Below are 25,246 nucleotides of genomic sequence, written 5' to 3' on the forward strand. Positions count from 1 at the left end.
ATCCGGGTGAGTCAGGCGGGCACCGGGATCCACTCCGAGGCCGTGGTGGCGGCGCCGAGGTCGTCCGGGTCGGGCGTGACGCCCAGGCCGGGGCCGGTCGGCACCGCCATCGTCCCGTCGTCGCCGAGCGTGAACGGCGCGGTGATGTCGCGCCGGTAGTAGCGCTCGGTCGCCGAGATGTCGCCCGGCAGCGTGAACCCCGGCAGGCAGGCCAGCGCCAGGTTCCCCGCCCGGCCCAGCCCCGTCTCCAGCATGCCGCCGCACCACACGGGCACCCCGCTCGCGCGGGCCACGTCGTGGACCCGCCGCGCCTCCAGGTAGCCGCCGACCCGGCCGGGCTTGATGTTGATGATCGAGCAGGCGCCCTGCCGGATGGCCTCGGCCGCCTCGGCGGCGCTGGTGATGCTCTCGTCCAGGCAGATCGGGGTGTCCACGCGGGCGGCGAGCGCGGCGTGGCTGCGCAGGTCGCCGGGCGCGAACGGCTGCTCGATGAGCGCGAGCCCGAAGTCGTCCAGCCGGGCCAGGTGCCGCAGGTCGGCGGGGGAGTAGGCGGTGTTGGCGTCGACCGTGAGCATGGTGGCCGGGCCGAACGTCTCGCGGACCGCGCGGACCGGCTCCAGGTCCCAGCCGGGCTCGATCTTCAGCTTGATCCGGGCGTAGCCGCTGGTCAGGTGCTTGTCCACGGTTTCGAGCAGGGTGTCGAGGCCGTCCACGATGCCCACGGAGACGCCGACGGCGACCCGGGAGCGCACCCCGCCCAGGTGGTCGGCGAGCGCGGTGTTGCGGGCGCGCAGCCAGCAGTCGAGCACCGCCATCTCCACGGCGGACTTGGCCATCGGGTGGCCGCGCAGGTGGGCGAGCGCCTCGGCCACGTCCGGGGGCCGCAGGTCGCCCCCGGCCAGGGCGGGGACGACGAAGCGCCGGACGAAGTCGGCCGCGCCGTGCAGGTGTTCGGCGGAGTAGGTGGGGTCGTCCTCGGCCACGCACTCGCCCCAGCCCTCGCCCTCGTCGCTCACCACCCGCAGCACCAGCGCGTTGCGGGTGGTCTGCGTGCCGAGCGAGGTGCGGAACGGGGTGACGAGCGGCAGCGCGACCTGGCGCAGTTCGATGCCGTCGAGCCTCATCGCGTCTCCCCCTCCGCCAGCAGGTACCAGCCGGTGCGGGTGAAGCCGGTGACCCGGTAGCCCAGGTCGAGTGCGCCGCCGAGGCCCGCGTGCAGGGCCTCGCGCCAGCGCCGCGCCCCGGCCGGGTCGTCGGCGCGCAGCCGTTCGACGTCAGGCGGCGTCGCGCAGCGCAGCAGCGGCGCCCCGGCGGGCTCGCGCACGACGCCCGTCTCGTCGACGATCGTCCGGAACGTCGCGCCGGACTGCTCGTGCGGCGCGCCCCCGCTGACGGGCCAGGTGACGAACAGCCGGTGGGACGGGCCGCCGTCGTTGAGCCCGTCGCTCATCGGGCCGTAGAAGTCGGGCAGGTACGCGGTCACGCGGGCGCCGAGCCGGGCCAGGTTGAAGAAGGCGTTGCGGCGCACGAGCGGGTCGAAGGTCCACGAGACGGTGGTCAGGCCGCGGTCGGCGGCCCAGGCGCGCTGGTGCTCCTTGAGCGCCCGGCCGACGCCGTGCCCGCGCGCCGGGGCCGCCACTCCGGCGACGTGGGAGTGCAGGCTGCTCCCGGCGGCCAGGAACCCGGCCGCCACCCCCACGAGCTCGCCGTCGAGGTAGGCGCCGCCCACGTAGCAGCCGGCGTGGGAGAAGGCGCACAGCAGGTCGAGGGCGATCGGCGGGTCGTCGCCGGGCCGGGTCTCCCAGACGCCGCGCAGCAGGCTGGCGGCGCGCTGGAGCTCGGGGGTGCCGTGCAGGGTGCGGACCCGCACCCCGGTGGGGGCGGTGGTCAGAAGTTCGGCCATGACCCACAGCATCGCGCCCGCCGGGGCGGGCGGCGTTGGCGCTGACGCCGAACTTCACGGCACCGGTTTTGTGTCGCCGTTCAGCCGCAGTTGGAGGGCCAGGACCAGGCGGGTGTCGGGCTCGTCGAGCGGGACCAGCTCGCCGATGCGGCGCAGCCGGTACCGCAGCGTGTTGGGGTGCACCGACAGCAGTTCGGCCGCGCGGGGCACGTCGTAGTGGGCGGCGATCCACACCGACAGGCTGTGCACGAACCGGGTGCCGTGCCGGGCGTCGTGCGCGGCGATCAGCGCCAGAGGCTCGCCGCGCAGGCTGCCGTTGGCCCGCAGCGCGCCGTCGAGGTCGGTGAGGAACAGCGCCGCCGACAGCTCCTCGTGGGTGCCGACCGGCTCGTCGGCGAAGCGCCCGCACAGCGCGCGCAGCGCCTCCTCGGCCTGGCGGGCGCTGGTCCGCAGCGTGGCGACGCCGTCGGAGGTGCGGCCGATGCCGGCCTTCCAGCCGCCGCCCAGCCGCTCGCCGACGCGAGCCAGCGTGTCGGCGGTGATCCGGCGCACTAGCGGCGTGCACGCCTCGGCGGCCACCACCGCGTGCGCCCGCCCGTCCACGACGCCGGTGACGGCCCGGATCCGGTACGCCAGGTACGTGGTGCGCAGCAGGTCGGCGGCGTGCGAGGCGGCGAACACGTCGGCGGTGCCGTTGGCCGGGCCGAGCGACACCACGGTCAGCGGCTCGCCCGGCGACAGCCCGAAGGAGGCGGCCAGCTCGTCCACCGCGCCCATGCCGCGCAGCAGCCAGCCCAGGCACTCGTCGCGCCGCCGCCGCGCCTCGTCGGCGGCCAGGTTGATGCGCGCCAGATGGGGGGCCGCGGCGGCGGCGGCCTCGGCCAGCACCACCGCCGCGTCGGAGGTCAGCGGCTCCTCCGCCTGGACGGCCCAGATCGTGCCGAGCGCCTCGCCGTGGGAGCGGACCGCGATGGCCAGGCGGGGGTAGAACTCGCGCGGCTCGTAACTCCAGACGGCGCCGTCGGCGCGCATGACGGCGGCGTACTCCTCGGTGTTGGTGGGGTGCTCGGGCACCCGGCGGCCGAGGATGCCCTCGCGGCGCAGCTCGTCGATCGGCTGGCCCTCGACGGTGGAGTAGGCGAGCACGCGCATGGCCACGTCCTCGATGGCGACCGCGCCGCCGACCCGGATCGCCACCTCGTTGGCCAGCGCGAACAGGTCCCCGGCCCGCGCGCCGCCGGGGTCGCCGGCCGGGGCGACGACGGCCAGCAGCGCGTCGACCAGCGTGTAGAGCTGCCCCCACGACAGCTCGGGCGGCGCGGCCAGCAGCGCGGCCCCCGAGGCGGAGGCGGCGGCGGTCAGCGCCTCCAGGTCGGCGCCGCCGGGCTTGACGACGACGGCGGCCACGCGGCTCTCGCCCGCGCGGGCCACCGTCTCGGCCGACGGGCGGCCCGTCACCAGCAGGACGGCCCCGTCCAGGCCGGCCATCTGCTCCTCCGGCTCGTAGATGACCGGGGCCCCGGCCAGGGGCCGCCGCCCGTTCGGCAGGACGAGCGGCCGGATCACGTCCGGGCCGAGGCTGTCGATCAGCACGCCGAGGGTGACCCGGCCGCGGGCGGTCACGGCCGGCCCCGCCGCAGCACCCGGCCGTGCCGGCCGCCGGTCGGCTCGCCGTCGGCGACGGCCTGGCGCCCGGCCAGGAACACGTGGACGACGCCGGTGGGGCGCACGTCCGGCTGCTCGTACGTGCCGGCGTGGCCGATCGTCTCCGGGTCGAACACGCACACGTCGGCGACGGCGCCGGGGCCCAGCCAGCCGCGTCCCACCAGGCCGAACTGCGCCGCCGCGGCGGAGGTCACCTTGCGCACGGCGGTCTCCAGGGGGACGACCTTCTCCTCGCGGACGTAGCGGCCGAGGAAGGTGGGGAACGTGCCGAACGTGCGCGGATGGTTCGGGCCGACGGGCGGCCCGCCGTCGGAGCCGATCGACACCAGCGGGTCGGCCAGGAAGGCGCGCAGGTCACCCTCGTGCATCGTGTGGAAGACCCCGGCCGCCGCCGGGTCGGCCGCCAGCAGGTCGCACAGCGCGTTCCACGGATCGCCGCCGAGGTCGGCCAGCCGCTTCCCGGCCACGCGCGGGTCGCGGTGGGTGAGGATCTGCACGTCGGCCGGGTGCAGCTCGCGCCAGAGGCCGACGCCGATCCCGGTGCCGGGGCTCTCGGCCAGCGCGCGCAGCCTGACCCGCTCGCCCGGGTCGGCCAGCCGCGCCAGCAGCGCGTCCTCGCCGCCCTCGCAGGCGACCGGCGGCAGCACGGCCACCAGCCCGGTGCCGAACGCCAGGTACGGGTAGACGTCGGCGCGCACGTCCACTCCGGCGGCGCGGGCCCGGGTGAGCTTCTCCAGCACCAGCGCGGACGCGCCGTGCACGGCCCGGCCCGACGCCTTGCAGTGCGAGACGTGCAGGCGGATGCGCGCCCCGGCGGCCACGGCGATCGCCTCGTCGAGCGCGTCGGCCAGCCCCTCGCTCTCGCTGCGCAGGTGCGTGGCGTAGGTCAGCTCCCACCGCTTGGCCACCAGCGCGAGCGCGACCAGCTCGTCCATCCCGGCGTAGGCCCCGGGCACGTACTCCAGGCCGCTCGACAGGCCGTACGCGCCCGCCTCGAACGCCTCGGCCGCCATCGCGCGCATCCGGTCGAGCTGCGTCGCGGTGATCTCGGCGGACATGCCGGCGGCGGCCAGCCGTAACGTGTTGTGGCCGGTCAGCACGGCGAGGTTGTTGGCCGTCCCGGCGGCCTCGGCGGCGTCCAGGTACTCGCGCATGGTGGAGAACACCGCCCCGGCCAGCACGGACGGGGTGAAGCCGCTCGCGTCGCCGCGCACCGGGGCGCAGGAGAACCCGCAGTTGCCGATGATCTCCGTGGTGACCCCTTGCAGCAGCTTGAACGGCTGCGGCTCGGACAGGAAGGGGACCGTGTCGGAGTGGCTGTGCGGGTCGACGAAGCCCGGGGCCACGACGAGCCCGGTCACGTCGAGCTCCCGCCGGGCGGGCCCGAGGCCGGTGCCGACGGCGACGACCCGGCCGTCGTGGATGGCGACGTCCGCCGTCCTGGCGCGGCCACCGAGCCCGTCGTGGACCGTTCCGTGGCGAAGCAGCAGGTCATGCATGATCGAAGGCTCCCTTATCCGCCATCGCTGGCGCTAGCTACCGAAGTATGAGAATCCGCAAGAACGGGCACAGATCGCAGAAGCCGGCGCGTGTAGTCGTGCGCGGGCGCGTCCAGCACCGCGTCCGCCTCACCGGCCTCCACCACCTCGCCCCGCGACAGCACCACCAGCCGGTCGGCCATCTGCCGCACCACGGCCAGGTCGTGGGTGATGAACAGCATGGCCGTGCCGATCCGGCGCAGCAGCTCCAGCACGTGCGCCTGCACCGACACGTCCAGCGACGCCACGGGCTCGTCGCAGATCAGCAACGACGGGCGCACGGCCAGCGCGCGGGCGATGGCCACCCGCTGCCGCTCGCCGCCCGACAGCGCCGCCGGCCGGCGCCCGGCGTAGGAGGCCGGCAGCCCGACCTCCTCCAGCAGCTCGGCCACGGTCGGCCGGGTCTCCGGCGCGCCCTGCCCCGCCGCCTCGGCCAGCGCCGCGCCCACCGTCATCGCCGGGTTCAGCGACGTGGACGGGTCCTGGAACACGCACTGCACCAGCCGGTGGCGCGGCCCGTCCCCGGCCAGCTCGACCGTGCCGGAGTCGGGCGTGACCAGCCCCAGCACGCAGCGAGCCAGCGTGGTCTTGCCCGACCCCGAACCGCCCACGACGCCGACCGTCTCGCCCTGGCGCACCTCCAGGCTCACACCGCCGAGCGCCACGTGGGAGCCGTACGCCTTGCGCAGGCCGGACACCCGCAGCACCGGCGGGCCGGCCGCCTGGCGGCGGGCGCCCGTACCGGACGGGGCCGGCCGGGGGCGCACCTGCGTGACGCAGGCGGTCAGCCGCCCCGACGGCAGCGCGCGCAGCGGCGGCCTGGCCTCCACGCAGGCGGCCTCCGCCTGGTCGCACCGGGCGGCGAACGCGCACGCCCCGCTCACCTCCCCGGCCGGGGGCACGCCGCCGGGGATGCCCTCCAGCCGGGCCAGCCGCCGCTCCACCGTCGGCACCGCCGCCAGCAGCCGCGCCGTGTACGGGTGCGCCGCGGCCCGGCCCAGCTCGGCGGCCGGGCCGTGCTCGACGATGCGGCCGGCGTACATGACGGCCACCCGGTCGCACAGCTCGAACGCGACCCGCAGGTCGTGGGTGATGAGCAGCACGCCCATGTCACGCGCCCGCTGCACCCGCCGGACGAGCTGCAGGATCTCGTGCTGGGTGGTGGCGTCGAGCGCGGTCGTCGGCTCGTCGGCGATCAGCAGCTCCGGGTCGCCGGCCAGCGCGGCGGCCAGCGCCACCCGCTGCCGCATGCCGCCCGACAGCTGGAACGGATGCCGCCGCGCCACCGACGGGTCGTCGATGCCCACCTCGGCCAGCCGTTCGGCGATCGGCACGCGCGAGCGCGACGACTCGGCGATGTGCGCGCCCGCCGTCAGCAGCGGGTTGAGCATGGCGAACGGGTCCTGCATGAGCAGCGACAGCCGCCGCCCGCGCACGGTGCGCCACACCCGCTCGGGCGCGCCGATCAGCTCCCTGCCGTCGAGCGTGATGGAGCCCGTCGCCCGCAGCCCCCGGGGCAGCAGCCCGGCCATCGCGCGGGCGGTCAGCGACTTGCCGCTCCCGGACTCGCCGACCAGGCCCACGGTCTCGCCCGGCGAGACCTCCAGGTCCACCCCGTCGACGATCAGCCCGGTCCCGGAGACGCGCAGGCCGGTCACCTTCATCGGCCGGCTCCTTTCGACATCGACTCGAACGCCCGGTCGCCCAGCAGCGTCGCCGCGCAGGCGACCACGGTGATGAGCGCGGCCGGGGCGATCGAGGCCCACGGGTTGAGGTCCAGGAGCTGCCGGTTCTCCTCGACCATGAGCCCCCAGTCCGGGGTGCCGGCCGGCAGGCCGATGCCCAGGAATGACAGCCCGGCCAGCGCGACCAGCGCCCCGGTGAAGCTGAGCAGCGCGTTGGCCACCACGGTCGGCGCCAGGTTGGGCAGCAGGTGGCGGAACATGATCCGGCCCGGCCGCAGCCCGAGCGTGCGCGCCGCCTCGGCGTAGGCCAGCTCCCGCTGGGCCAGCGTCAGGCTGCGCACCACCCGGATGTCGCCCGGCGTGAACAGCACGGCCATGGCCAGCACCGCCCACCCGTAGCCGCCGCCGAGCACGCCCACGAGCACGATCAGCACGAGCAGGCCCGGCATGGCGATCGCCAGGTCCACGACCCGCATGAGCACCGCGTCCACCCAGCCCCGGTGGTAGCCGCTCACCAGCCCGAGCGCGGTGCCGAGCACGGTGGTGAACAGCGCGACCAGCACCGGCCAGAACAGCGCCGAGCGGGCCCCGGTCAGCAGCCGCGACAGCACGTCACGGCCCAGGTCGTCGGTGCCCAGCCAGTGGGCGGCGCTCGGCCCGGCCGCGCTCAGCGCCAGGTCCTGCGCGGCCGGGTCGTACGGCGCCAGCCAGGGCCCGGCCAGCGCGGCCACCGCCGCCAGGCCGAGAATCGTCACCAGCACGGCCCTCATGACGCAGCCCCCTGCCGCACGCGCGGGTCGACCACCAGGTAGGCCAGGTCGATCAGCAGGTTGACGACGACCACGATGACGCCGCCGAGCAGCACCAGCGCCTGCACCACCGGGATGTCCTTCTGGCCGACGGCGCCGATCAGCAGCGACCCCAGCCCGTGCAGGCCGAACGCCTGCTCCACGAAGACCGACCCGGTCAGGTTGGCCGCCAGCAGCAGCCCGCCCACGGTCAGCACCGGCAGGGCGGCGTTGCGCAGCGCGTAACTCGTCCACACGCGCCGCCTGGGCAGGCCGCGGGCGCGGGCGAAGGTGAGGAAGTCGGAGGCGGCCAGGTCCAGCGCCGCCGCCCGCATCTGCCGGACCACCAGCGCGGCCTGCGCCGCCGCCAGCGCGATCGCGGGCAGCGTGAGATGCGTGATCCGCTCGGCGAACGTGTCGCCCACGCCGAACACCGGGAACCAGCCGAGCTGGACGGCGAACCCGTACAGCAGCAGGATGCTCAGCGCGAACGACGGGATCGACAGCGCGGCCAGCGCGCCGAGCGTGATGCCCTGGTCGAGCCGCCCGCCGCGGCGCATCGCGGCCAGCAGCCCGGCCGGGACGCCGACGGCGACGGTGAGCGCCAGCGCGTAGGCGGCCAGGCTCGCGGTGACCGGCAGCCGGTCGGCGATGACGCTCACCACCGGCTCCCGGGAGTAGATCGACGTGCCGAAGTCGCCCTGGAGGGCGTCGCCGAGCCAGCGCGCGTACCGGACCGGGAACGGGTCGTCCAGGTGATACTGCTCGCGGATGGCCGCCCGGGTCTCCGGCGTGGACGGCCGCCCGCCGAGCAGCACCTGTTCCGGCCCGCCCGGCGAGGCCAGCAGCAGCCCGTACGTGAGCGTCGACAGCACGCCCAGCAGCAGGACGGCGGCGCCGAGCCGGCGGCCGAGGAGCTTGAGCAGCGCCATGTCAACGGCCCGCCGGGTGGATCGCCGCGAACAGGTTCATGGTCCACGTGTGGAGCGAGGCGGTGTACTTCTCGTTCAGCGCCGCCGCGTTGTCGGTGTGGAACAGCGGCACGTACGGCACCTGGTCGGCGATCACCTTCAGCAGGTCGGTGACCTGGTCCGTGCGGGCCTCGCCGGTGGCCGAGACGAGCGCGTCGAGCTTTTCGTCGGTGGCGGCCGAGCCGTAGCCGGAGAAGTTGAAGCCCTGCGGCTCGGCGGAGGCGCGGCTGACCATGTCGGGCAGCACCTCGATCGGCTCAGGCGTGCCGTAGGCCAGGGCCACGTAGTGGACGCCGAGCCGGTCGTGCTCCATCATCCGGGCCGCGTACTGGTCGGACGGGGCGGGCTCCAGCTTGAGCGTGATGCCGATCTTGGCGAGGTCGGCGGCGACGGCCTGCATGACGGTGCCCGTGTCGCCGCCGCTGGCGTAGGGCGCGGCGAGCGTGAACCCGTCCGGATGGCCCGACCTGGCCAGCTCCTCCTTGGCCTTGGCCGGGTCGTAGGCGTGGACGGGCACCGGGGGAGGGGCGTCGCCGTAGACGGCGGTGAGGATCGGCTCGGGCAGCAGCGCGTCGGCGGGGCCGCCGTGCCCGGCCGTCATCAGGTCGGAGATCGCCTTGCGGTTGACCGCGTGCGCGATGGCCCGCCGGACGTGCACGTCGGCCAGCGGCCCGTTCTTGACCGCGAGCGACAGGTAGCTGATGTTGTTGCCGGGGTAGAAGATCGTCTTGACGCCGGGGAGCCCGGTCCACTTGCGCGCGTCGCGGGTGTTGAGGTCGGCGGTGCCGTCGATCTCGCCCGACCGCACGGCCAGCCGCAGCGTCTCGGGGTCGCCGATGCTCTTGACCTCGACCCGGCGCAGCGCGGGCTTCGGCCCCCAGTAGTCCTCGTTGCGCTCCAGCAGCACGCCGGAGGTGAGGGAGAACCGGCTCACCTTGTACGGGCCGGTGCCGAGCGTGCCGACCTCGGGGCTGCCCAGGTCCTTGGGATGCGGTTCGGCCAGTTTGCGGGGGACGACCTGCCAGGCGATGGCCGAGACGGCCAGGAACGCCGGGGCCGGGCGGCTCAGCGTCACCTTCACCTGGTCGTCGCCGACCGGCTCGACCTTCTTGACCATGGTGAAGTAGGAGGCCGCCTGGGAGGCCACCTTCGGGTCGAGGTGGCGGCGCAGCGAGAACGCGGCGTCGTCGGCGGTCAGCGGGCTGCCGTCGGTGAAGCGCACCCCCTTGCGCAGCGTGAAAAGGTAGCTGGCCGGGTCGGGCTGGGTCCACCCGGTCGCCAGGTGGGGCGCCGGCCGCCCTCGTTCGTCGAGGGTGACCATGGTGTCGAGGACGGCTGTCTGGACCAGGGTCGACGGGCTGTTGAAGCCGTGCGCGATGTCGAGGCTGCTGGGCGGCGAGGCCGTGGCCCAGACCAGCGTGTCGGCAGGCGGCGGGGTGGCGCCGCCTGCCGAGCAGGCGGTGAGGAGCAGCAGCACGGCTGTCGCGGCGGCGGTCTTCGCAGGAGTCATGTGACCACCTCGGAAGCTGAGTGGCGGGGACAGTCGGACGCTAGAAGCCGGACCGTCCCCGTTCACTGACCGGGCCGCCAAAACCCGCGACCCCCGCCTGGTTGCGCAGGCCAACGAGTGCGCTCAGGCGAACCGGAACCCGCGCAGGCCGCCGCCGCTGATCAGCAGGGCCCCGTCGGCCTCCCGGAGCGTGAACGGCCCGGCCTGCCACAGCCCGGCGGGGGCGGGCTCGACCGGCAGTTCGAGGGTGCGGCCGACGCGCAGCACGCCGTCGCGCACGCTCGCCCGCGCCTCCAGCTCGCCGCTCCACCACTCGCCCTCGGGCGCCGCCTCGCCGGTCGGCGCGGCGGCGGGCCGGAACGTGGTCGGCGGCCGGGCCGCCAGCATCGAGCCCAGGACGAGCGTGTCGCCGGAGCACTCCAGCCACTCCCGGTCCTCCTCGCCCTGCCCGTGCCAGCGGCCGTCGGCGCCCGGGACGAACGTGCCCACGCCGGACACCTCCACCCCGTCGTCGCCGTGCTTGAGCGTCAGCGTCAGGCCGGTGACCGGGTCGTGCCAGTGCTCGTGCGCGGGCGGCGGCAGCGTGCCCGGCTCCCGCCCCGGGTCCGCGAGAGGCTCGCCGAGCAGCAGCTTGGCCAGGCGCTCGGTCAGCGCGAGCGGGTCGATCGCGCGCTGGTTCGACAGCACCGCCACGCCCACGCCCTCGTCCGGCAGCACGAGCAGGTCCGACAGGTAGCCGTGCATGCCGCCCGCGTGCCCGAACGCCGGCCGCCCGGCGACCTCGTAGTGGTAGACGCCGAACGCGTACGGCAGCGTGGTGCCGTCGGCCAGCACGGCACGCTCCAGCAGCGCGTCGCGCAGGTCCGCGCCGAGCACCCGGCCGTCGGTCAGGAAGCCGAACCACGGGGCGAGGTCGCGCACGCTGGTGACCATGCCGCCGTCGCCGACCGCGCTCTCCTGCGTGTCGGCCCGGCGCGTCGGCCCGTCGACGTTGGCGTAGCCGTACGCCATCCGCTCCACGGGCAGCGTCGCGTCGTCGCGGAAGATCGAGTCGTCCATGCCGAGCGGCCCGAACAGCCGCTCCCGGGCGAACTCCGCCAGCGACCTGCCGCTGACCCGGCGCACGACGACCGAGGCCAGCACGTACCCGGTGTTGGAGTAGGTGAAGTCCGTGCCCGGCTCGAACGTCGTCCCGCGGAACCGGGCGATGACCTCCAGCAGGCGCTCCTCGGTCATCTCGGCGAGCGGGTGCCCGGTCAGCGCCATGACCGTGTACCACTCCGGCAGGCCGCCCGTGTGCTGAAGGCACTGCCGCAGCGTGACGGGAACCTCCAGGCTCAGCTCCGGCACGTGCCGCCGCACGTCGTCGTCCAGGCCGAGCGCGCCGTCACGGGCCAGCAGCAGCACGCACGCGGCGGTGAACTGCTTGCTCGCGCTCGCGATGTCGAAGCGGGTGTCGGCGTCGATCGGCACGCCGAACTCGACGCACGCCGTGCCCGCCGCGGCCGTGGCGACCGCCTCGCCGCCGGAGTAGACGGCGACGGCCAGCCCCGGGGTGCCGGGGGTGACGAGCGAGGACACCTCTTTCTTGACCAGTTCGAGATTCATGCCCGACAGTATGGCCAGCGGAGCACGGCCGCCCGTTGGCGTGCGCGACCACGCGCGCGGGCGGATGTTTGGCCAGAAGTCCGACGACCGCGCGGGGCTCGCCGCCTAGTTTCCACCGCATGATCCGAGCCCTGCTCATCACCCTGCTGGCGGCCACGCTGCAGGTCCCCACCGCGGCGTCCGCGTCCGTCCCCCAGCCCGGGTCCACGGCCGTCCCGGTGCTGCCCGCGCCGACCGGGACGCACCCCGTCGGCACCGTCTCCCGGGACCTGCTCGACGCCTCCCGCCCCGACCCCTGGGTGGCCGCCGAACGCCGCCGCCTCATGGTCACCGTGTGGTACCCGGCCACCCGCGCCTCCGGCGCCCGCGCCCGGTACGTCACCCCCGAGGAGTCCGCGCTGCTCCTGGCCGCCCAGGGGCTGCCGCCCGGCGACCTGCTGAGCCGGATCCGCGGCCACGCCCGCACCGGCGCCCCGCCCGTGCCCGGCAGGCGCCCGCTCGTCGTCCTCTCGCCCGGCTTCGGCCTGCCCCGCTCGTCGCTGACCGTCCTCGCCGAGGACCTGGCCAGCCACGGGTACGCCGTCGCCGCCGTCGACCACACCTACGAGTCGGCCGCCACCACCTTCCCCGGCGGGCGCACCACCACCTGCCTGGCCTGCGGGATCGAGGACGCGCCCGGGCTCGTCCCGGACATCCGCGCCGCCGACGTGTCGTTCGTCCTCGACCGCCTGATCCGGGACCGGCGCCTGCCCGTCGACCCGCGCCGGATCGGCATGGCCGGGCACTCCATCGGCGGCAACAGCGCCGCCCACGCCATGACCGCCGACCCCCGCATCGACGCGGGAGCCGTCCTCGACGGGGCGTTCGTCGTCCCGCCGCCGCCCGGCGGCCTCGCCCGGCCGCTCCTGCTGTTCGGCACCCCGGACGTGCCCACCTGGGCGGAGAACTGGCCGCTGCTGACCGGCTGGAAGCGGTGGGCCGAGGTGGCCGGGTCCGAGCACGACTCCTTCACCGACTTCCCGGTGCTCGCCGAGCAGCTCGGCCTGCCCGCCGGCAGCCTGGCCGGGGTGCGGGCCGCCGCGATCACCCGGGCGTACGTGCGCGACTTCTTCGACGTCCACCTGCGCGAGCGCCCCGCCACCCTGCTGAACGGCCCGTCCGCGGCCTACCCGGAAGTGACCTTCCGCACCGGCTGAAGCGGCTCGTCAACGCGGAGGATCAGCGCGCCGGTGCTGCCGTCCGATCTGGACCGCGGCCCCGTCGAGCAGGAGCTGGAGCCCGGCCTCGAAGAACGCGGTCAGGTCGAAGCCCAGCCGGTCGTCGATCGGCGCCGTGCCGGTCGGGAGCGCGGCGCGCAGGGACGGCAGGTGGGCGACGTACCACTGGTCGGGTGACAGCCCGGTGTGCCGCTCCGCGTCGCGTTGCGCCTCGAGGTTCGTGGCCGTCCCCCGGACGTGGTTGGCCACGGCCCACCACACCAGGCGGGCCGCCTCGGGGTCGAGCCCGAGCTCCAGCACGGCGCTCATGCCCCAGGCGCCGAACCTGAGCAGGTGGGGCAGTGGCTGCGGATGGGTGAGCGACATGAGCCGGGGCAGCCAGGGATGCCGCAGGTAGAGACGCCACTGCAGCCGCGCCGCGAGCTCCAGGTGGGCCCGCCAGCCCGGGGGCGGCTCCTCGGGCAGCTCCAGCTCGCCGAACGCGGTGTCGGCCATGAGCGCGGCCAGCTCCTCCTTGCCGCGCAGCAGTCCGTACAGCGACATGGTGGGCATGCCGAGCTTCGCCGCGATGGCGCGCATCGACACCGACTCGAAGCCCTCCGCGTCGGCGAGGGCGATCGCGGCGCGTACGACCCGGTCGCGCTCCCCGTCGGGGCCGGTCGCCGCAGGTCGCGACCGGCGCGTCCGGCCCTCCCCGGACCGGGGCGCGCCCGGCGCGGGGTCGGCCACGACGGTGCCGACGCGGGGGACGGCCACCACCCGGCCCTGCCGGCGCAGGGTGTCGAGCGCCTTGGTGGCGGTCGCGGTGGCCACGCCCCACTCCGCGGCGGCCTGCCTGATGGACGGGACGCGGTCGCCCGGCCGCAGTGCGCCCGTGTCGATGCGCCGCTGGATCTCCCGCACGATCCGCAGGTAGGGCGGCGCGGAGCCGCTCCCCGTTCGCCGCATGCCGATCGCCTCCTGTACTAGGGCAGTTGTACGTCTGCCGCAGCAGCCGGATTCCGCCTGGTGAACCGCTCGCTCCCTGGCCTAGTGCATTACCGCGGCCTCGGTCGCCGCGCGCCACCCGGCTGTACCGTCTCGCTTCGTACACCGTACAGCCGATCGACCGAGGTGAGCATGGACCGCTACGACCGTTACCTTCACGGGCCCTTCGCCCCCGTCAAGGAGGAGGTCACCGCTTACGACCTGCCCGTGACCGGGCGGCTGCCCGCCGAGCTGAACGGCCGCTACCTGCGGCTGGGCCCGAACCCGCTCGGCGTGGAGGACCCCGTCACGCACTTCTGGGCCTTCGGCGCGGGCATGGTGCACGGCGTGCGGATCCGCGACGGCCGGGCCGAGTGGTACCGCAACCGCTGGGTGCGCTCGGCGGAGGTCGCCGACGCGCTCGACCGGATGGAACGCGGCCTGGAACCGCCCGCCTTCCTGCCGCCCTCCCCGAACATCCACGTGCTCCGCCACGCCGGACGCACCCTCGCCCTGTCGGAGGCGGGAGGGCCGCCCCACGAACTCGGTTACGAGCTCGACACCATCGGCGAGTGCCCCCTGGCCGCCACCCGCGAGGGCTCCAGCGCCAACGCGCACTCCAAGGTCGACCCGCGCACCGGCGACCTGCACTCGCTCGCGTACCTGCTGGGCCGCCCGTTCGCCCAGCACGTCGTCACCGACCCGGCCGGGACGGTCACCCACGTCGCCGACCTCCCGCTGCCCGGCGACCTGCCGTTCCTCCACGACTTCGCGCTGTCGGAGAACTTCGTGGTCGTCTTCGACATCCCGCTGACCTTCGACATGGACGCGATGCGCTTCCGCTGGAACCCCGCGCACCAGGCCCACGTCGGCGTCCTGCCCCGGACCGGCGGCCAGGTCCGCTGGCTGCCCGCCGAGCCCTTCTACGTCAGCCACGTCCTCAACGCCTACGACGACGGCTCGACGATCACCGTCGACCTGATCGCCGCCGACGGTCCCGTGGACGTCGCCGACCCCGGCGGCATCAGCCCCAGGCTCGACCGCTGGCGCATCGACCTGCGCACCGGACGGCTGGAACAGCGGTGCGTGGACGACCGGCCCCAGGACTTCCCGCGCGTGAACGACGCCTACGCCTCCCGGCAGCACCGCTACGGCTACTCCGCCGTCACCCCCGTGTACGGTATGCAGTTCACGCCCAGCGGCCCCCACCCCGACGACGCGTTCACCAACGCGCTGGTCAAGCACGACCTGGTACGGGGCACGACGGAGGTGCACGGGTTCGCGCGGGACGCCGCCGTCGGCGAGGCCGCCTTCGCCCCGGACCCGGGCGACACCCAGGGCGCCGAGGACGCCGGATACCTGATGGCCTACGTCGCCGACCCCGAGCGCGGCGCCTCCGACCTGGTGATCCTGTCCGCGCAGGACTTCACCGGACCGCCCGTGGCCCGCGTCCACCTGCCCGTACGCGTACCGCTCGGCTTCCACGGCAACTGGATCCCGGACGCCTGACCACCCGGCCGGCGCCGTCAGGGGCGTAGCCGGTGGAACAGCTCCACCCGCGCGCGGGCGTACGCGATGTCCTCCTCGTCGTGCTTCACCCCCGAGCGCACGGCCTTGGCGAAGTAGGCGTGCTCCCTGCGGAGCTTGTGCCTGACGAGCTGGGCGAGCGACTCCTCGTCCAGGTGACCGGCCGTGCCGCCCGCCTCGTGGTAGGCGGCCACGAACTCCTTGCTCGGCCCGGCCAGGTCGTCGCCCCATTCCAGCGCGGCGGCGGCCAGCTCCAGCTCGGGGGCGCCGACGAAGGACTCGTCCCAGTCGTAGACCGCCACGATCCGGCCGTCCCTGACGAGCGTGTTGCCGGTGTAGTAGTCGCCGTGCAGGGGGTGGCGCACGGGGTGCGCGGCATGGAAGGCGACCAGCCACCGGTCCAGCTCGGGATCCTGGAGGTCGGGGTCCCCTGACGGGGGCTCCAGGCCGGGGTTCTTCGGCTCGGGCTTCTCCAGGCCGAGGTTCCTCGACTGGGGCTCCAGGCCGAGGTTCCTCGACTCGGGGCTCTTTGACTGGGGCTCCAGGCCGGGCTCTTTCGGCTCGGCTTGGGGCCGGGGTGCAGGGCCGTACAGGCCGGACTCCTGGAAGGCGGGCACCGGGCGGGGGCCGGGGCGGAAGCCGGCGAGTGACTGGTGAAGCCGGGCCAGCAGCCGCGCGCCCGCCTCGCGCTGGGCCGGGACGTCGGAATCCGCCCAGGAGCCCTCGACATACGGCCAGCAGGAGATCGGCCGGCCGGCCACGACGACGACCGTCGCCGTCCCGTCGGCGGTCGGCAGCGGGGCGACGGCCTCGGGGAGGCCGGCGGCGGCGTGCCGGGCGATCGCGTGGCACCATTCCGACTCGGCGGCGGAGCGCCCTGCGGGGCCGACGCGGATGACGTGGCCGTCGAGGCGGTACGCGGCGGACTCCTCACCGCCGTGCAACCGCTCACCCTCTCCCGTGACCCCCCAGGCCAGGGCCACGGTTTCGCGGATCTCGCGGGTCAGCGGCGTCTTGGCGTAGATCATCCCGCCAACCTATATGCTTCAATCTCGCAAGTGCGTCCATGTCGCGAGAGGGCGAGGAGCCCGTGGACAGCCGGTGACGGAAAGGACAGCCCGCGTTCTCATGCAGCTCCCGCCGTCGCATCGCGCTCTGCTGAGCCGCCTGCTGCCGGGCGTCACGCCGGAGGACCTCACCGTCCGTCAAGGACAGTTCCACCAGGTGGTGATCGGCGCGGACCGTGTCGTGTGCCTGCCGCGCACCGACGCCGCGGCCACCCGGCTGCCGCACCGGGCCGCCATTCTGCGCCTGCTCGCCGCGCTCGATCTCGGCTTCGCCACGCCTCGGCCGCTGGAGGAAGGCAGCGCAGACGGGCTGCCCTACCTCGTGCTCAGCCGCGTTCCCGGGGCCCCGCTGGAGGCCGAGGCGCTCGAAGATCCCCAGGTGGCCGAGGCCGTGGCGACGCAGTACGTCACGCTGCTGACAGCACTGGCCAGGAACGGCGCCTCGGACCAGGCACGAGCGGCTCTGCCGGCGCCACGAGACCGATGGCGGCGGTTCGCGGCGGACGTCCGCGCCGAGCTGTTCGGGCTCATGTCCGACGGCGGGCGTCAGCGGGCCGAGCGGGAGCTCGCCGCGCTCGACGGCCTTCCCCATCTCACTGACGCGGTCGTGCACGGCGATCTCGGCGCCGAGAACGTGCTGTGGGAGCGCAAGGACGGGCTGCCGGTGCTCAGCGGCGTGATCGACTGGGACGAGGTCACGATCGGCGACCCCGCCGAGGACCTGGCGGCCGTCGCGGCCAGTTACGGCGCGAGCTTCCTGAACCGGGTTCTCACCCTGGACGCCCGGCCGGACAGCACGATGACCGCCCGCATCGCCGTCATCCGTGCCACCTTCGCCCTGCAGCAGGCCCTGTCCGCCCACCGGGACGGCGACGAGGAAGAGCTGGCGGACGGCCTGGCCGGCTACTGCTGATCGGCGGGCGGGCCGGGGTCGGCGGGGGTGTCGCCGTGAGACTCCAGCAGCCCGGCGAGCGTGGCCTCCAGGCGCCGGCGTTCGCCGGCGTCGAGGCTCTCCACGAGGCGGGCCTCGTTGGCGAGGTGGAGGGGGAGGACCCGGTCGATCAGCTCAAGACCGTGCGGCGTGAGGCGGATCCTGACCGAGCGCCGGTCGTTGGCGTCGGGCGTCCGGGTGACCAGGCCCTTGGCGGCCATCCGGTCGACCCGCAGCGTGATCGCCCCGGTGGTGACGAGGGACGCCTTGAGGAAGGCCTTCGCGGTCAGCTCGTACGGCTCTCCTGAGCGTCGCAGCGTGGACAGGACGTCGAACTCGCCGGGCTCCAGCCCGTGCTCGCCGAGGAAGTCCTTGATCTCCTTGTCCCAGAGCCGCGACAGCCGCATGAGCCGCCCCACGATGCCGATCGGCGAGACGTCGAGGTCCGGCCGTTCGCGCCTCCACTGCTCCAGCACCGACTCCACCGCGTCCGCCATGCATCCTCCACCCGCATATAGCCGAGCGCTCATTTAATTGACGCTCACGTAAGTGCTGGTTATCTTAGCACTCACCTAATCTGCCCTCGTGCAAGGAGTGCGCATGTCCTACCCCGATCCTCGCTACTTCGGCGAACACGGCGAGATCAACGCCACCTTCCGTCCCGCGACCAGCGCGCCCGACTTCATCTCCCCGCCGGTCGCCACCGACGGCCCCACCGTCGCGCAGGGCACCGCCTACCACTACCTGTCCACCACCGTCTCCACCAGCGGTGAGTACGGCCTGTACCGGGTGGACATGGGCCCCGAAGTCAGCGGGCCCAGCACCCACTTCCACAAGGCGATGTCGGAGTCGTTCTTCATCCTGTCCGGCACCATGCGGCTGTTCGACGGCCGGCAGTGGATCGACGCCACCTCCGGCGACTACCTGTACGTGCCGGTGGGCGGGCTGCACGCCTTCCGCAACGAATCCGGCGAACCCGCCTCCATGCTCATGCTCTTCGCCCCCGGCGCACCGCGAGAGGGATACTTCGAAGGCGTCACCGAGCTGGGCGGCCTCAGCGAAGAAGAGCGCGCGGAGTTCTTCGTCCGCCATGACAGCTTCTTCGTCTGAAGCCACCGCCTGCTTTCCTTCACCGGCGCCACCCCCGCCCCGGCGAAGGCTGTTCGGGGCCTTGAGAGGCCGCGAGCACCACGGCCGCCTTCCTCAGCAACCCTCCACACCGCAGGAGGTCTTCCCGGGATTCTCCACCGCTTTGATCGCTTCGAGTCTGTCCAGGAGCTCGCGGAGCGCGTCAGGCCGGGGAACCCCCTCGATCCGGTACGTGCCGTCGACGATGATCGTCGGGACCGAGCGGATCTGCAGATCCTGCGCCTGCTGGAGCGCGGCCCGATGCGCCTCGCCGTACCGGCCGTCGAGGAGCGCGGCACGGAACTCCGCCGCGTCGAGGCCCAGCCCCGCGGCCAGGTCCGCCAGCACGTCCAGGTCGCCGATGTCGAGGCCGTCCTCGAAGAACGCCCGCAGCAGCCGGTCGTTGTACGCCTCGGCGTCGCCGTGCTCCCTGGCGTACTGGTAGCCCTCGAAGGCCAGTCGCGTGTACGGCTGAGGCGAGACGTCGGGCAGGTGGATGCCGACACCCATCCGTTCGGCCATCGGGTAGATCGTCTGCTTCCAGATGTTCTGGAGGTAGTCGCCCTCGGGCTCCAGCGTCGGAACGGGCTCGGGACGCAGCTCGAACGGCATCCACTCGATCTCGACGTCACGCCCGGCGACGGCCTCCTGGATCGGCCCCTTGGCCAGCAGGCAGAACGGGCAGACGTAGTCGGACCAGATCTGAATCTTCATGACCGTGCCACGGCGGTCGCGTCGACCTCGATCTGCCAGTCGGCCTGGGCGAGGCGGGAGATCTGGATCAGGGTGTCGGCGGGGTAGGGCTCGGTGAAGAACTCTTTGCGCAGTTTGATGATGGTGTCGAGGTTGGGTTCGAGGTCGGTGACGAGGATGGTGACCTTGACGGCGTCGGCGAGGCTGGATCCGGCTTCTTTGAGGACGCGGTCGAGGTTGGTGAAGGCCTGTCGGGCCTGGGTCTCGAAGTCGTGGCTGACGGTGACGCCGTTGTCGTCGAAGCCGGCCTGGCCGGAGGCGAAGACGAGGTCGCCGACTTTGATGGCTTGTGAGATGGCGTAGGGCTCGTACCAGTCGGGGGTGGTGCTGATGCGTTCGCGCTTCATGACATCTCCTTGCATGTATGTACATGTTTGTCCGTGCAAGAAGATGTTGCATGTACATGTATGCACTTGTCAACCCGGATCGCCCGGGTGATCGCCGGGAAGCCGGAGTTGCTGAGCCCTCGCGCCTACGCCCCGCGTGGACCGGTCAACTGGGCGAAAGCGCCGGGCACGGCCGACGTCCCCTGCACTGCTCCTCCGCGCACCCGGGAACCTTCTCCAGCTCATAACCCTGCTCCGGAGTGCCGATCGCGGTGAACACGATCTTGTAGCACCGCTCGTACCACTCGGTGCCGAGCATCATCCCCGCCTCAACCGGAACGGACGTCGAGATGACCAGGGTCCGCCCGTCGGGGCGCGCCGCCTTGGATGCCCACCCGCCGGCCGCGGCCTGCCACGAACTCCCCGCCGGATCCCGCCGGAGCGCCTGGCTGACCAGCTCTGCCCGGCTGCTGAGAGCCCGTTCGGCGCGATCCTCGATCTGGGACTCGAGCATCGCGCTGAACACCATCAACGGGGCGACCACGATCAAGAGCGCTGCACCGATCACCCCCAGGCCGACCACATGGCGCCGTACGGGATCCTCGGAACTCATACCGCCTCGCCAGGGAAAGGGGAGTGGGTGCGCGCCACGAGGCGAGCGCACCCACGTTCTCTGCTACCAGCCAGTGTAATTCACAGGTGTGCTCGCGAGATGTCCTTGAAGGACTTGGGCGTAGGCGACGGCCCCTTTGTTGTTCGGGTGGACGGAGGTTCGGCTCGCGCATCTGAGTCCGTCTGTCAGACACCCGTCGAAAACGTCGCCGAAGTCGCCCTCTCCCGTTCTGGCGAAGCTTACGGGAATGACCCACTGGTCATCGTCGCAGGCCCCGTGGGCCCCGAACTGCGCTATCGGGTTGGCGTACGACACTTCTTTTCCGGAAGCCTTCAGTGCCGCAGCGAGGGTCGACTGCTCGGCCGCCATATGGTCGGCGAGTCTGTTGAGCATCTCCACCTCCCACCAGCTGAACTGCGACATCGTGGAGCATTGGTTTCCTTCGTGGTTGGGATCTCCGTCGAAAACTCGCGGATAGCCCATGAGGACGACCTTGGCCTTCTTGGCGCGTGCGGGCAAGTAGTTCTTGACCTTCAGGTCGATCTTCTCGAGCACGTCCTTGACGTTGCAGGGGGTCTCGAAGACCCCGTCCTTGTCGAGGTCGCACACGAAGGCGCTCACGGCTCCCGATATGTCGGCCTTCTTGTTCGCCTCGATTTCCTGCGTGTTGCAGGCCACTACCCAGCAGTTCGTCACCATCGAGGGGAACCCGGCGTCATTGCCGCCTATCGAGACGGTCGCCAGCGTGGTGTTCTCGTCGAGATATCCGGCGTCCAGCTGCGCGATCTCACGGAATCTGCCCTCGGCCTTGTCCCGGTAATCGCTCCATCCCAGACCGGTTGTCTGGTGCTGCACATCAGACTTCGTCATGGAGTGAGTCCTGGCGCCGGAGCAGGCGACGAAGTGGAAGTCCATGTTCGGATCGAGGGAGTCCGCCATCTGGCCGATGGTCCTGGTCTCACCCGGCAGAACGGCTTTCCGGATCCAGCTGTCCTTGCTGCGGCGGCAGGCGTTCCAGCGCATGGTCTTGTAGGAGACGTCGGTCGCGTTCTCGTAGTTTCCGATCCCCTCTCCCGAGGAGTACGAGTCTCCCATCGCGACCACGAAGTGCTTGGGTCGTGCCGCCAACGGTTGGAACGCGATCGCGTCCCAGGCGATCGCGGTCGTGCCGTCACCTTCCTGGTTCAGGGTGGTCAGGCTGACCGACGGAGTGCCCGCGAACTGGAAGACGCCCAGGCTGCGCCACTCGTTCTTTCCTGCCAGCTGCGGCAGGTATCTCGTCTGCGAAGCGCCGTTCCCGAGGTTGACGGTGTAGGGAGCCTGCTGGGTCTGGGCGCGGCGCTCCGGGACGTGGACGAGTACGCGCGCCCAGCCGTTGAGCGCCTGGTTCAACGTCCAGGTGCCCGTCACCCGCATGACCGAGCCGTTCTGGTTCGACCTGCGGGTGAAGGCGAACCATTCGTGGCCGCCATAGCCGTTCCCGAGCTGATGGAAATCGATTTTCGCGGGGATCTTGCCGCCGGCGTCCCTGCCGAAGGTGAATTCGAGTTTGCCCTTGGATCCCGTCGAGACACCCGCGCACGATCCGATGACCGGCTCGACGGCCGGAAGGACGTCGTCGACGACCAGCGACCCCGACGGCAGGCCCGAGGTGAGACATGTCCTCCAGTAGTCGGTCGGCGCCACCCGCTCGGTGTACGCGTAGATGGGATCCGAGTAGCGAATCTCGCCCTCGTTGCCGCACTGGGCCGGACAGTCCGTCTTCCAGACCTTGGGCGAGTGCCACCAGCACTTGAAGTCCGCGCGCTGGCAGGTGCCTCGCAGTTCGATGCTGCTTGACGGCGTGCAGGAATTGTCAGGCGAGCAGAATGCGCTCACGTCGACGTAGGCGTCCGTCATGCTCGGATTGGTGGTCGGCACGATGGCGGAGCGTTGCGCTTCCGTGTTCCACCACGCGGGATTGTAGCCGGCCTGCTCGGTCCATTTCTGGGTTGCCGTGTCGAAGTAGGTCTTCATGATGGGCCAGGCCGCCCAGCCCAGAACCTTCTCCTGATAAGGCCAGTGCTGTGGTGTTGCCGCGTCCGTATAACTGTTCCGATCGAGGAAGGGACGGCGGCCTGGCCTCCAGAGGCCGCTGGAGGGGTTGTTGGTCCATCCGAGCCCCCACGCACCCCCGTTCGTGTTGCTCGCGCTCTTGGGGTGCCAGCCGGAATTGTATGCCCAGACGGCGAAATACCAGTTCTCCAGCTTCGACGGAGCCCCGTTGTTGGCCAGCATGGTCCCGTTGGTGTCGTCCCAGATCTGGTTCCATTTCTCGGTGAGGGTCTGGAGACCTGCTGCTATGTTCGTGACATAGTCGACGGCCACGGCCTTCTGGGTGGTCGCCGGCCATACGACGGCCCCGGTCTTGCGCATTCCGTCGGTCTGCTGCGAGATGCCGTAGCCACAGTCGGCATTCGCAAAGTCGATATCCCAGTCGTTGGCCGGGTTGTCGTCGTAGACGGAAATGCCGTAGTAGTTGCCGATCAGAGGGTTCCCCGTCTCACCCTCCATGACGTGGCTTGAGGACTGCCACAGGTTCGACTCCTGGGCCAGGATGCCCAGCATGATGTTCGTCGGGACGCGGCCACCGCCTCTGAGGTCCTCAGGTGTGAACAGTGCCTGAGGCGACCAGGCGGACAGTCCTGACCCCTTCCAGTCGTCCGGGCGCGTGAGGGTCAGGCGCTTCATGACGAGCTGGTCGACTGCCCACTCCACCTGCCTCCAGTGCGGCTGGTAGACCTGGATCGTGGGATCGTTGCGCGGCACCGAGCAGGTGGCGTTGACGTCCTCTGTGGGGTCAGCCGCGGCAGTGGTCGGCTGAGACGAAGGCGCCTTCCGTCCGAGTGCCTTGAGCAAGGACTGGTTCGGCTTGGAGCCGTCGGCCAGTCGAGGCGCGACCAGGGCGTCCGGTAGGACCTCGAAGGTCACCGCCTGACGCGAGGCGGGGACGACCACAGCGATGTCGACCTCTTCCGCACTGAGCCGTTCGGCGCGAGCTCCCTGGATGCCGGTGTCCTTCGGATCTCCCGCTGGTGCCGGGCGCAACCCTCGGCGACTGGCACTTCGGACGAGCAGTTCTCCATGGGACGAGATCTGACCGGTGGCCGGGCCCTGCACGAACTCCATCGTCTGCGGGAGCCCGGAGGCCGGCGCGGCCGCGTCGCCGACCAGGAACAGCTTGCCGGCAACCCCTCGCTTGACGGACAGACGACCGAGGGCACCCTTGGCCAAGGTCCGGGGTGCGCCGGCGCCCTTGCCGAGGTATTTGACGGTGACTTCGCCACCCTGGTGTTCCGCATAAGCGATTCCGCCGTCGGCGTCCACCTGGATGTCGAAGGGCGTGGACGTCGCGAGCGCGAGGGTCCGGCGCTTGCCTCTCGCGGAAAAGGCCACGAGGGCGTTCCCGTCCGCCGCGACGACCTCGTCGCCATGCGGCACGGCAGAGGTGATCTGTCCCTGGAGAACGGATGCCCGGCTGAGCTTCTTCGTCTTCGTGTCGAGAAGCAGGAGCCTGGTGGTCGGATGCTCCTCGACCGCACTCTGCGAAAGAACTGACCGGCTGTCGGCGCCGCAGCCGGGATTGAAGTAGGCGAGGCTCACCTGCTCCTCAAGCTTGACCACTTCCCCCGTCTTGGCATTGATGACCGCGGCGAACGCTCCGCGCGCGAACAGCGTCGCCCGGTTGGTGAAATGCCGTGGCGCGTAGACGGCCAGGATGCTGGCGCCATCTCCGGTGAGGCACGCGTTCCCGATCCATTGGTCGGTGTCCATGCCCGGCTCGGCCAGCGTGGCGACGGTCTTCCACTGGTAGCCGTCCTTCGCGCGCGCGGTGAGAACGTGAAACCCGGTCTCGTCTCCTGAGGTGGCGAGCGCGGTGTCCGGCGACTGCTGCCAGCCCTCGGCCAATATGCGCTTTCGCTCTGCTGGGGCGATGGATGAACGAGGTGACGGTCCGGGAGGCTGCCCGCCTGGCTCCTCGGCCGTCGTCCGGTCCGTTTTCTCGGCAGCGGAGGCGGCGAATGCCTTCTCACCAGGTCCGGGTTGCGTTGCGAAGAGCCCGGTAGACAGGAGAACAACTACGGAAAGTAACGCTCGTCTCGTCCGGCGAGGCATGGGACTCCGATTCAATGAGGGGTCTTGCCGTAGCTTCTTGACTGAATGTCGCAGGGGCAGGCTCGGGTTCTGCAGCCCAGGGCGGTAAAACCTCCATTCGTCGAACCGCAAGTGCCGGCTTGCCTCATTGGACATGCGCCCTCCAATGGCCGGGAGGGCACCGAGGGGCATGGACAGCAGCAATAGGAGCACATCGGGCACAGGTGAATCAAGCACGCGAGATTCTCAGATAGACCTCTTGCAAAACGCCTTGGCCGTGGGTGATGATCCAGTTCGGTCCGGCCTCGACACAAGAGGTAACTGACCTCACATGTCACAGTTATCTGTCTTGCCCGTAAGGAGTGTCGGCGTCTGAATGCCGTGCCTCGTCGCCGGGGCCAGAGCGAGCATCGCAACCAACGCCAGGAGAGTCAATGAGCCTTGCTGTCAAAAGCAAGAAATTCGCCGCCGTCCTTTGCGCTGCGGCAGCTGCCTTCGCATTAGCCTCCGCACCCGCCGTCGCCGGCCACGACGGTTCGTGTGACTACGCCTTCGAGGACGGCAACCTCTGCACGTATCGTCACTCGAGCTATCAGGGCGGAATGCTCGACTTCACTCGGACCGACCGCAACTACACGTCCGCCGCCGACGTCTTCTACGCGGCCCACCTGGAGCCGACCGGCATCAACATCAACGACCAGGTCAGCTCCATAGTGAACAACGAGGGGTACTGCGAGTGGTGGCTGTACGAGAACGCCGAGTTCGGCGGATCCGGCTTCACCATGCTCAACATCAACCCTGCCTATAGCGATCTGGGCAACTACAACGACAGGCTGAGCTCGCATTACAAATGGACGGGATCCAAAGAGTGCACCAACGGATCAACCGGCTGACTATCCTTCGGGCAGATGGCAGG

The 25,246-nt window shown here is 71.9% G+C and carries 21 protein-coding genes; 5 read left to right on the plus strand and 16 right to left on the minus strand.

Features of this window, described 5'->3' with window-relative positions; genetic code table 11:
- Positions 1-11: 11 nt before the first annotated feature.
- From menC to ACBI99_RS36875, 9 genes are all read right to left on the minus strand, one after another.
- Positions 12-1,124 (minus strand): o-succinylbenzoate synthase, encoded by a 1,113-nt coding sequence (gene menC / locus ACBI99_RS36835; protein ID WP_375074584.1) that lies wholly within the window; start codon positions 1,122-1,124, stop codon positions 12-14.
- The gene (locus tag ACBI99_RS36840) at positions 1,121-1,903 is read right to left on the minus strand and encodes a GNAT family N-acetyltransferase (protein WP_375074585.1); all 783 of its coding nucleotides are present in this window, start codon (positions 1,901-1,903) and stop codon (positions 1,121-1,123) included. Before ACBI99_RS36840 ends, menC begins: the two co-directional genes overlap by 4 nt.
- A gap of 54 nt (positions 1,904-1,957) precedes the next feature.
- Positions 1,958-3,526: a PucR family transcriptional regulator gene (locus tag ACBI99_RS36845; RefSeq protein WP_375074586.1), complete on the minus strand. Its 1,569-nt coding sequence runs from the start codon at positions 3,524-3,526 to the stop codon at positions 1,958-1,960.
- Positions 3,523-5,067: an amidohydrolase family protein gene (locus tag ACBI99_RS36850; RefSeq protein WP_375074587.1), complete on the minus strand. Its 1,545-nt coding sequence runs from the start codon at positions 5,065-5,067 to the stop codon at positions 3,523-3,525. Before ACBI99_RS36850 ends, ACBI99_RS36845 begins: the two co-directional genes overlap by 4 nt.
- 14 nt (positions 5,068-5,081) lie before the next feature.
- Complete coding sequence (locus ACBI99_RS36855; protein ID WP_375074588.1) at positions 5,082-6,770, minus strand: oligopeptide/dipeptide ABC transporter ATP-binding protein; 1,689 nt, start codon at positions 6,768-6,770, stop codon at positions 5,082-5,084.
- Positions 6,767-7,561, minus strand: coding sequence for an ABC transporter permease (locus tag ACBI99_RS36860; protein WP_364178372.1), 795 nt, complete (start codon positions 7,559-7,561; stop codon positions 6,767-6,769). Before ACBI99_RS36860 ends, ACBI99_RS36855 begins: the two co-directional genes overlap by 4 nt.
- Entirely contained in the window at positions 7,558-8,511 is a 954-nt protein-coding gene (locus ACBI99_RS36865; RefSeq protein WP_219503696.1) for an ABC transporter permease, read from the minus strand. The genes ACBI99_RS36860 and ACBI99_RS36865 overlap by 4 nt, the downstream gene beginning before the upstream one ends.
- 1 nt (position 8,512) lies before the next feature.
- Complete coding sequence (locus tag ACBI99_RS36870) at positions 8,513-10,060, minus strand: ABC transporter substrate-binding protein (RefSeq protein ID WP_375074589.1); 1,548 nt, start codon at positions 10,058-10,060, stop codon at positions 8,513-8,515.
- A gap of 123 nt (positions 10,061-10,183) precedes the next feature.
- Positions 10,184-11,668 (minus strand): serine hydrolase domain-containing protein, encoded by a 1,485-nt coding sequence (locus tag ACBI99_RS36875; protein ID WP_357585937.1) that lies wholly within the window; start codon positions 11,666-11,668, stop codon positions 10,184-10,186.
- A gap of 119 nt (positions 11,669-11,787) precedes the next feature.
- Here ACBI99_RS36875 and ACBI99_RS36880 point away from each other — a divergent pair, with 119 nt between their 5' ends.
- The gene (locus ACBI99_RS36880; RefSeq protein WP_357585938.1) at positions 11,788-12,864 is read left to right on the plus strand and encodes an alpha/beta hydrolase; all 1,077 of its coding nucleotides are present in this window, start codon (positions 11,788-11,790) and stop codon (positions 12,862-12,864) included.
- A 9-nt stretch (positions 12,865-12,873) separates the two neighbouring features.
- Here ACBI99_RS36880 and ACBI99_RS36885 read toward each other — a convergent pair whose 3' ends face one another.
- The gene (locus ACBI99_RS36885) at positions 12,874-13,833 is read right to left on the minus strand and encodes a GntR family transcriptional regulator (RefSeq protein WP_357585940.1); all 960 of its coding nucleotides are present in this window, start codon (positions 13,831-13,833) and stop codon (positions 12,874-12,876) included.
- Between the two features lie 171 nt (positions 13,834-14,004).
- On the opposite strand from ACBI99_RS36885, the gene ACBI99_RS36890 reads away from it, so the two are divergent.
- A complete protein-coding gene (locus tag ACBI99_RS36890) occupies positions 14,005-15,360 on the plus strand; it encodes a carotenoid oxygenase family protein (RefSeq protein WP_375074590.1) in 1,356 nt (451 codons plus the stop codon).
- 17 nt (positions 15,361-15,377) lie between these two features.
- On the opposite strand, the gene ACBI99_RS36895 is transcribed toward ACBI99_RS36890, so the two are convergent.
- On the minus strand, positions 15,378-16,406 hold the full coding sequence (locus tag ACBI99_RS36895) for a phosphotransferase enzyme family protein (protein ID WP_375074591.1): 1,029 nt from the start codon (positions 16,404-16,406) through the stop codon (positions 15,378-15,380).
- Between the two features lie 100 nt (positions 16,407-16,506).
- Between ACBI99_RS36895 and ACBI99_RS36900 the strand changes: the two genes are divergently transcribed.
- On the plus strand, positions 16,507-17,358 hold the full coding sequence (locus ACBI99_RS36900; protein ID WP_219504045.1) for an aminoglycoside phosphotransferase family protein: 852 nt from the start codon (positions 16,507-16,509) through the stop codon (positions 17,356-17,358).
- Here the strand turns inward: ACBI99_RS36900 and ACBI99_RS36905 are convergent.
- Entirely contained in the window at positions 17,349-17,873 is a 525-nt protein-coding gene (locus ACBI99_RS36905; RefSeq protein WP_219503731.1) for a MarR family winged helix-turn-helix transcriptional regulator, read from the minus strand. The genes ACBI99_RS36900 and ACBI99_RS36905 overlap by 10 nt on opposite strands.
- A gap of 103 nt (positions 17,874-17,976) precedes the next feature.
- On the opposite strand from ACBI99_RS36905, the gene ACBI99_RS36910 reads away from it, so the two are divergent.
- Positions 17,977-18,486 carry a cupin domain-containing protein gene (locus tag ACBI99_RS36910; protein ID WP_219503733.1) on the plus strand — a complete coding sequence of 170 codons (510 nt, stop codon included), beginning with the start codon at positions 17,977-17,979 and terminating at the stop codon, positions 18,484-18,486.
- Positions 18,487-18,579: 93 nt separating this feature from the next.
- On the opposite strand, the gene ACBI99_RS36915 is transcribed toward ACBI99_RS36910, so the two are convergent.
- From ACBI99_RS36915 to ACBI99_RS36930, 4 genes are all read right to left on the minus strand, one after another.
- Entirely contained in the window at positions 18,580-19,218 is a 639-nt protein-coding gene (locus tag ACBI99_RS36915) for a DsbA family protein (RefSeq protein WP_375074592.1), read from the minus strand.
- Complete coding sequence (locus ACBI99_RS36920) at positions 19,215-19,604, minus strand: RidA family protein (protein WP_246644507.1); 390 nt, start codon at positions 19,602-19,604, stop codon at positions 19,215-19,217. The genes ACBI99_RS36915 and ACBI99_RS36920 overlap by 4 nt, the downstream gene beginning before the upstream one ends.
- 145 nt (positions 19,605-19,749) lie before the next feature.
- Complete coding sequence (locus tag ACBI99_RS36925) at positions 19,750-20,196, minus strand: hypothetical protein (RefSeq protein WP_375074593.1); 447 nt, start codon at positions 20,194-20,196, stop codon at positions 19,750-19,752.
- A gap of 63 nt (positions 20,197-20,259) precedes the next feature.
- Entirely contained in the window at positions 20,260-24,144 is a 3,885-nt protein-coding gene (locus ACBI99_RS36930) for a hypothetical protein (RefSeq protein ID WP_375074594.1), read from the minus strand.
- 620 nt (positions 24,145-24,764) lie between these two features.
- Here ACBI99_RS36930 and ACBI99_RS36935 point away from each other — a divergent pair.
- On the plus strand, positions 24,765-25,223 hold the full coding sequence (locus ACBI99_RS36935) for a peptidase inhibitor family I36 protein (protein WP_219503747.1): 459 nt from the start codon (positions 24,765-24,767) through the stop codon (positions 25,221-25,223).
- Positions 25,224-25,246 lie beyond the last annotated feature (23 nt).

It is taken from the genome of Nonomuraea sp. ATR24, from assembly GCF_041950485.1.
Classification (GTDB): Bacteria; Actinomycetota; Actinomycetes; order Streptosporangiales; family Streptosporangiaceae; genus Nonomuraea; species Nonomuraea ceibae.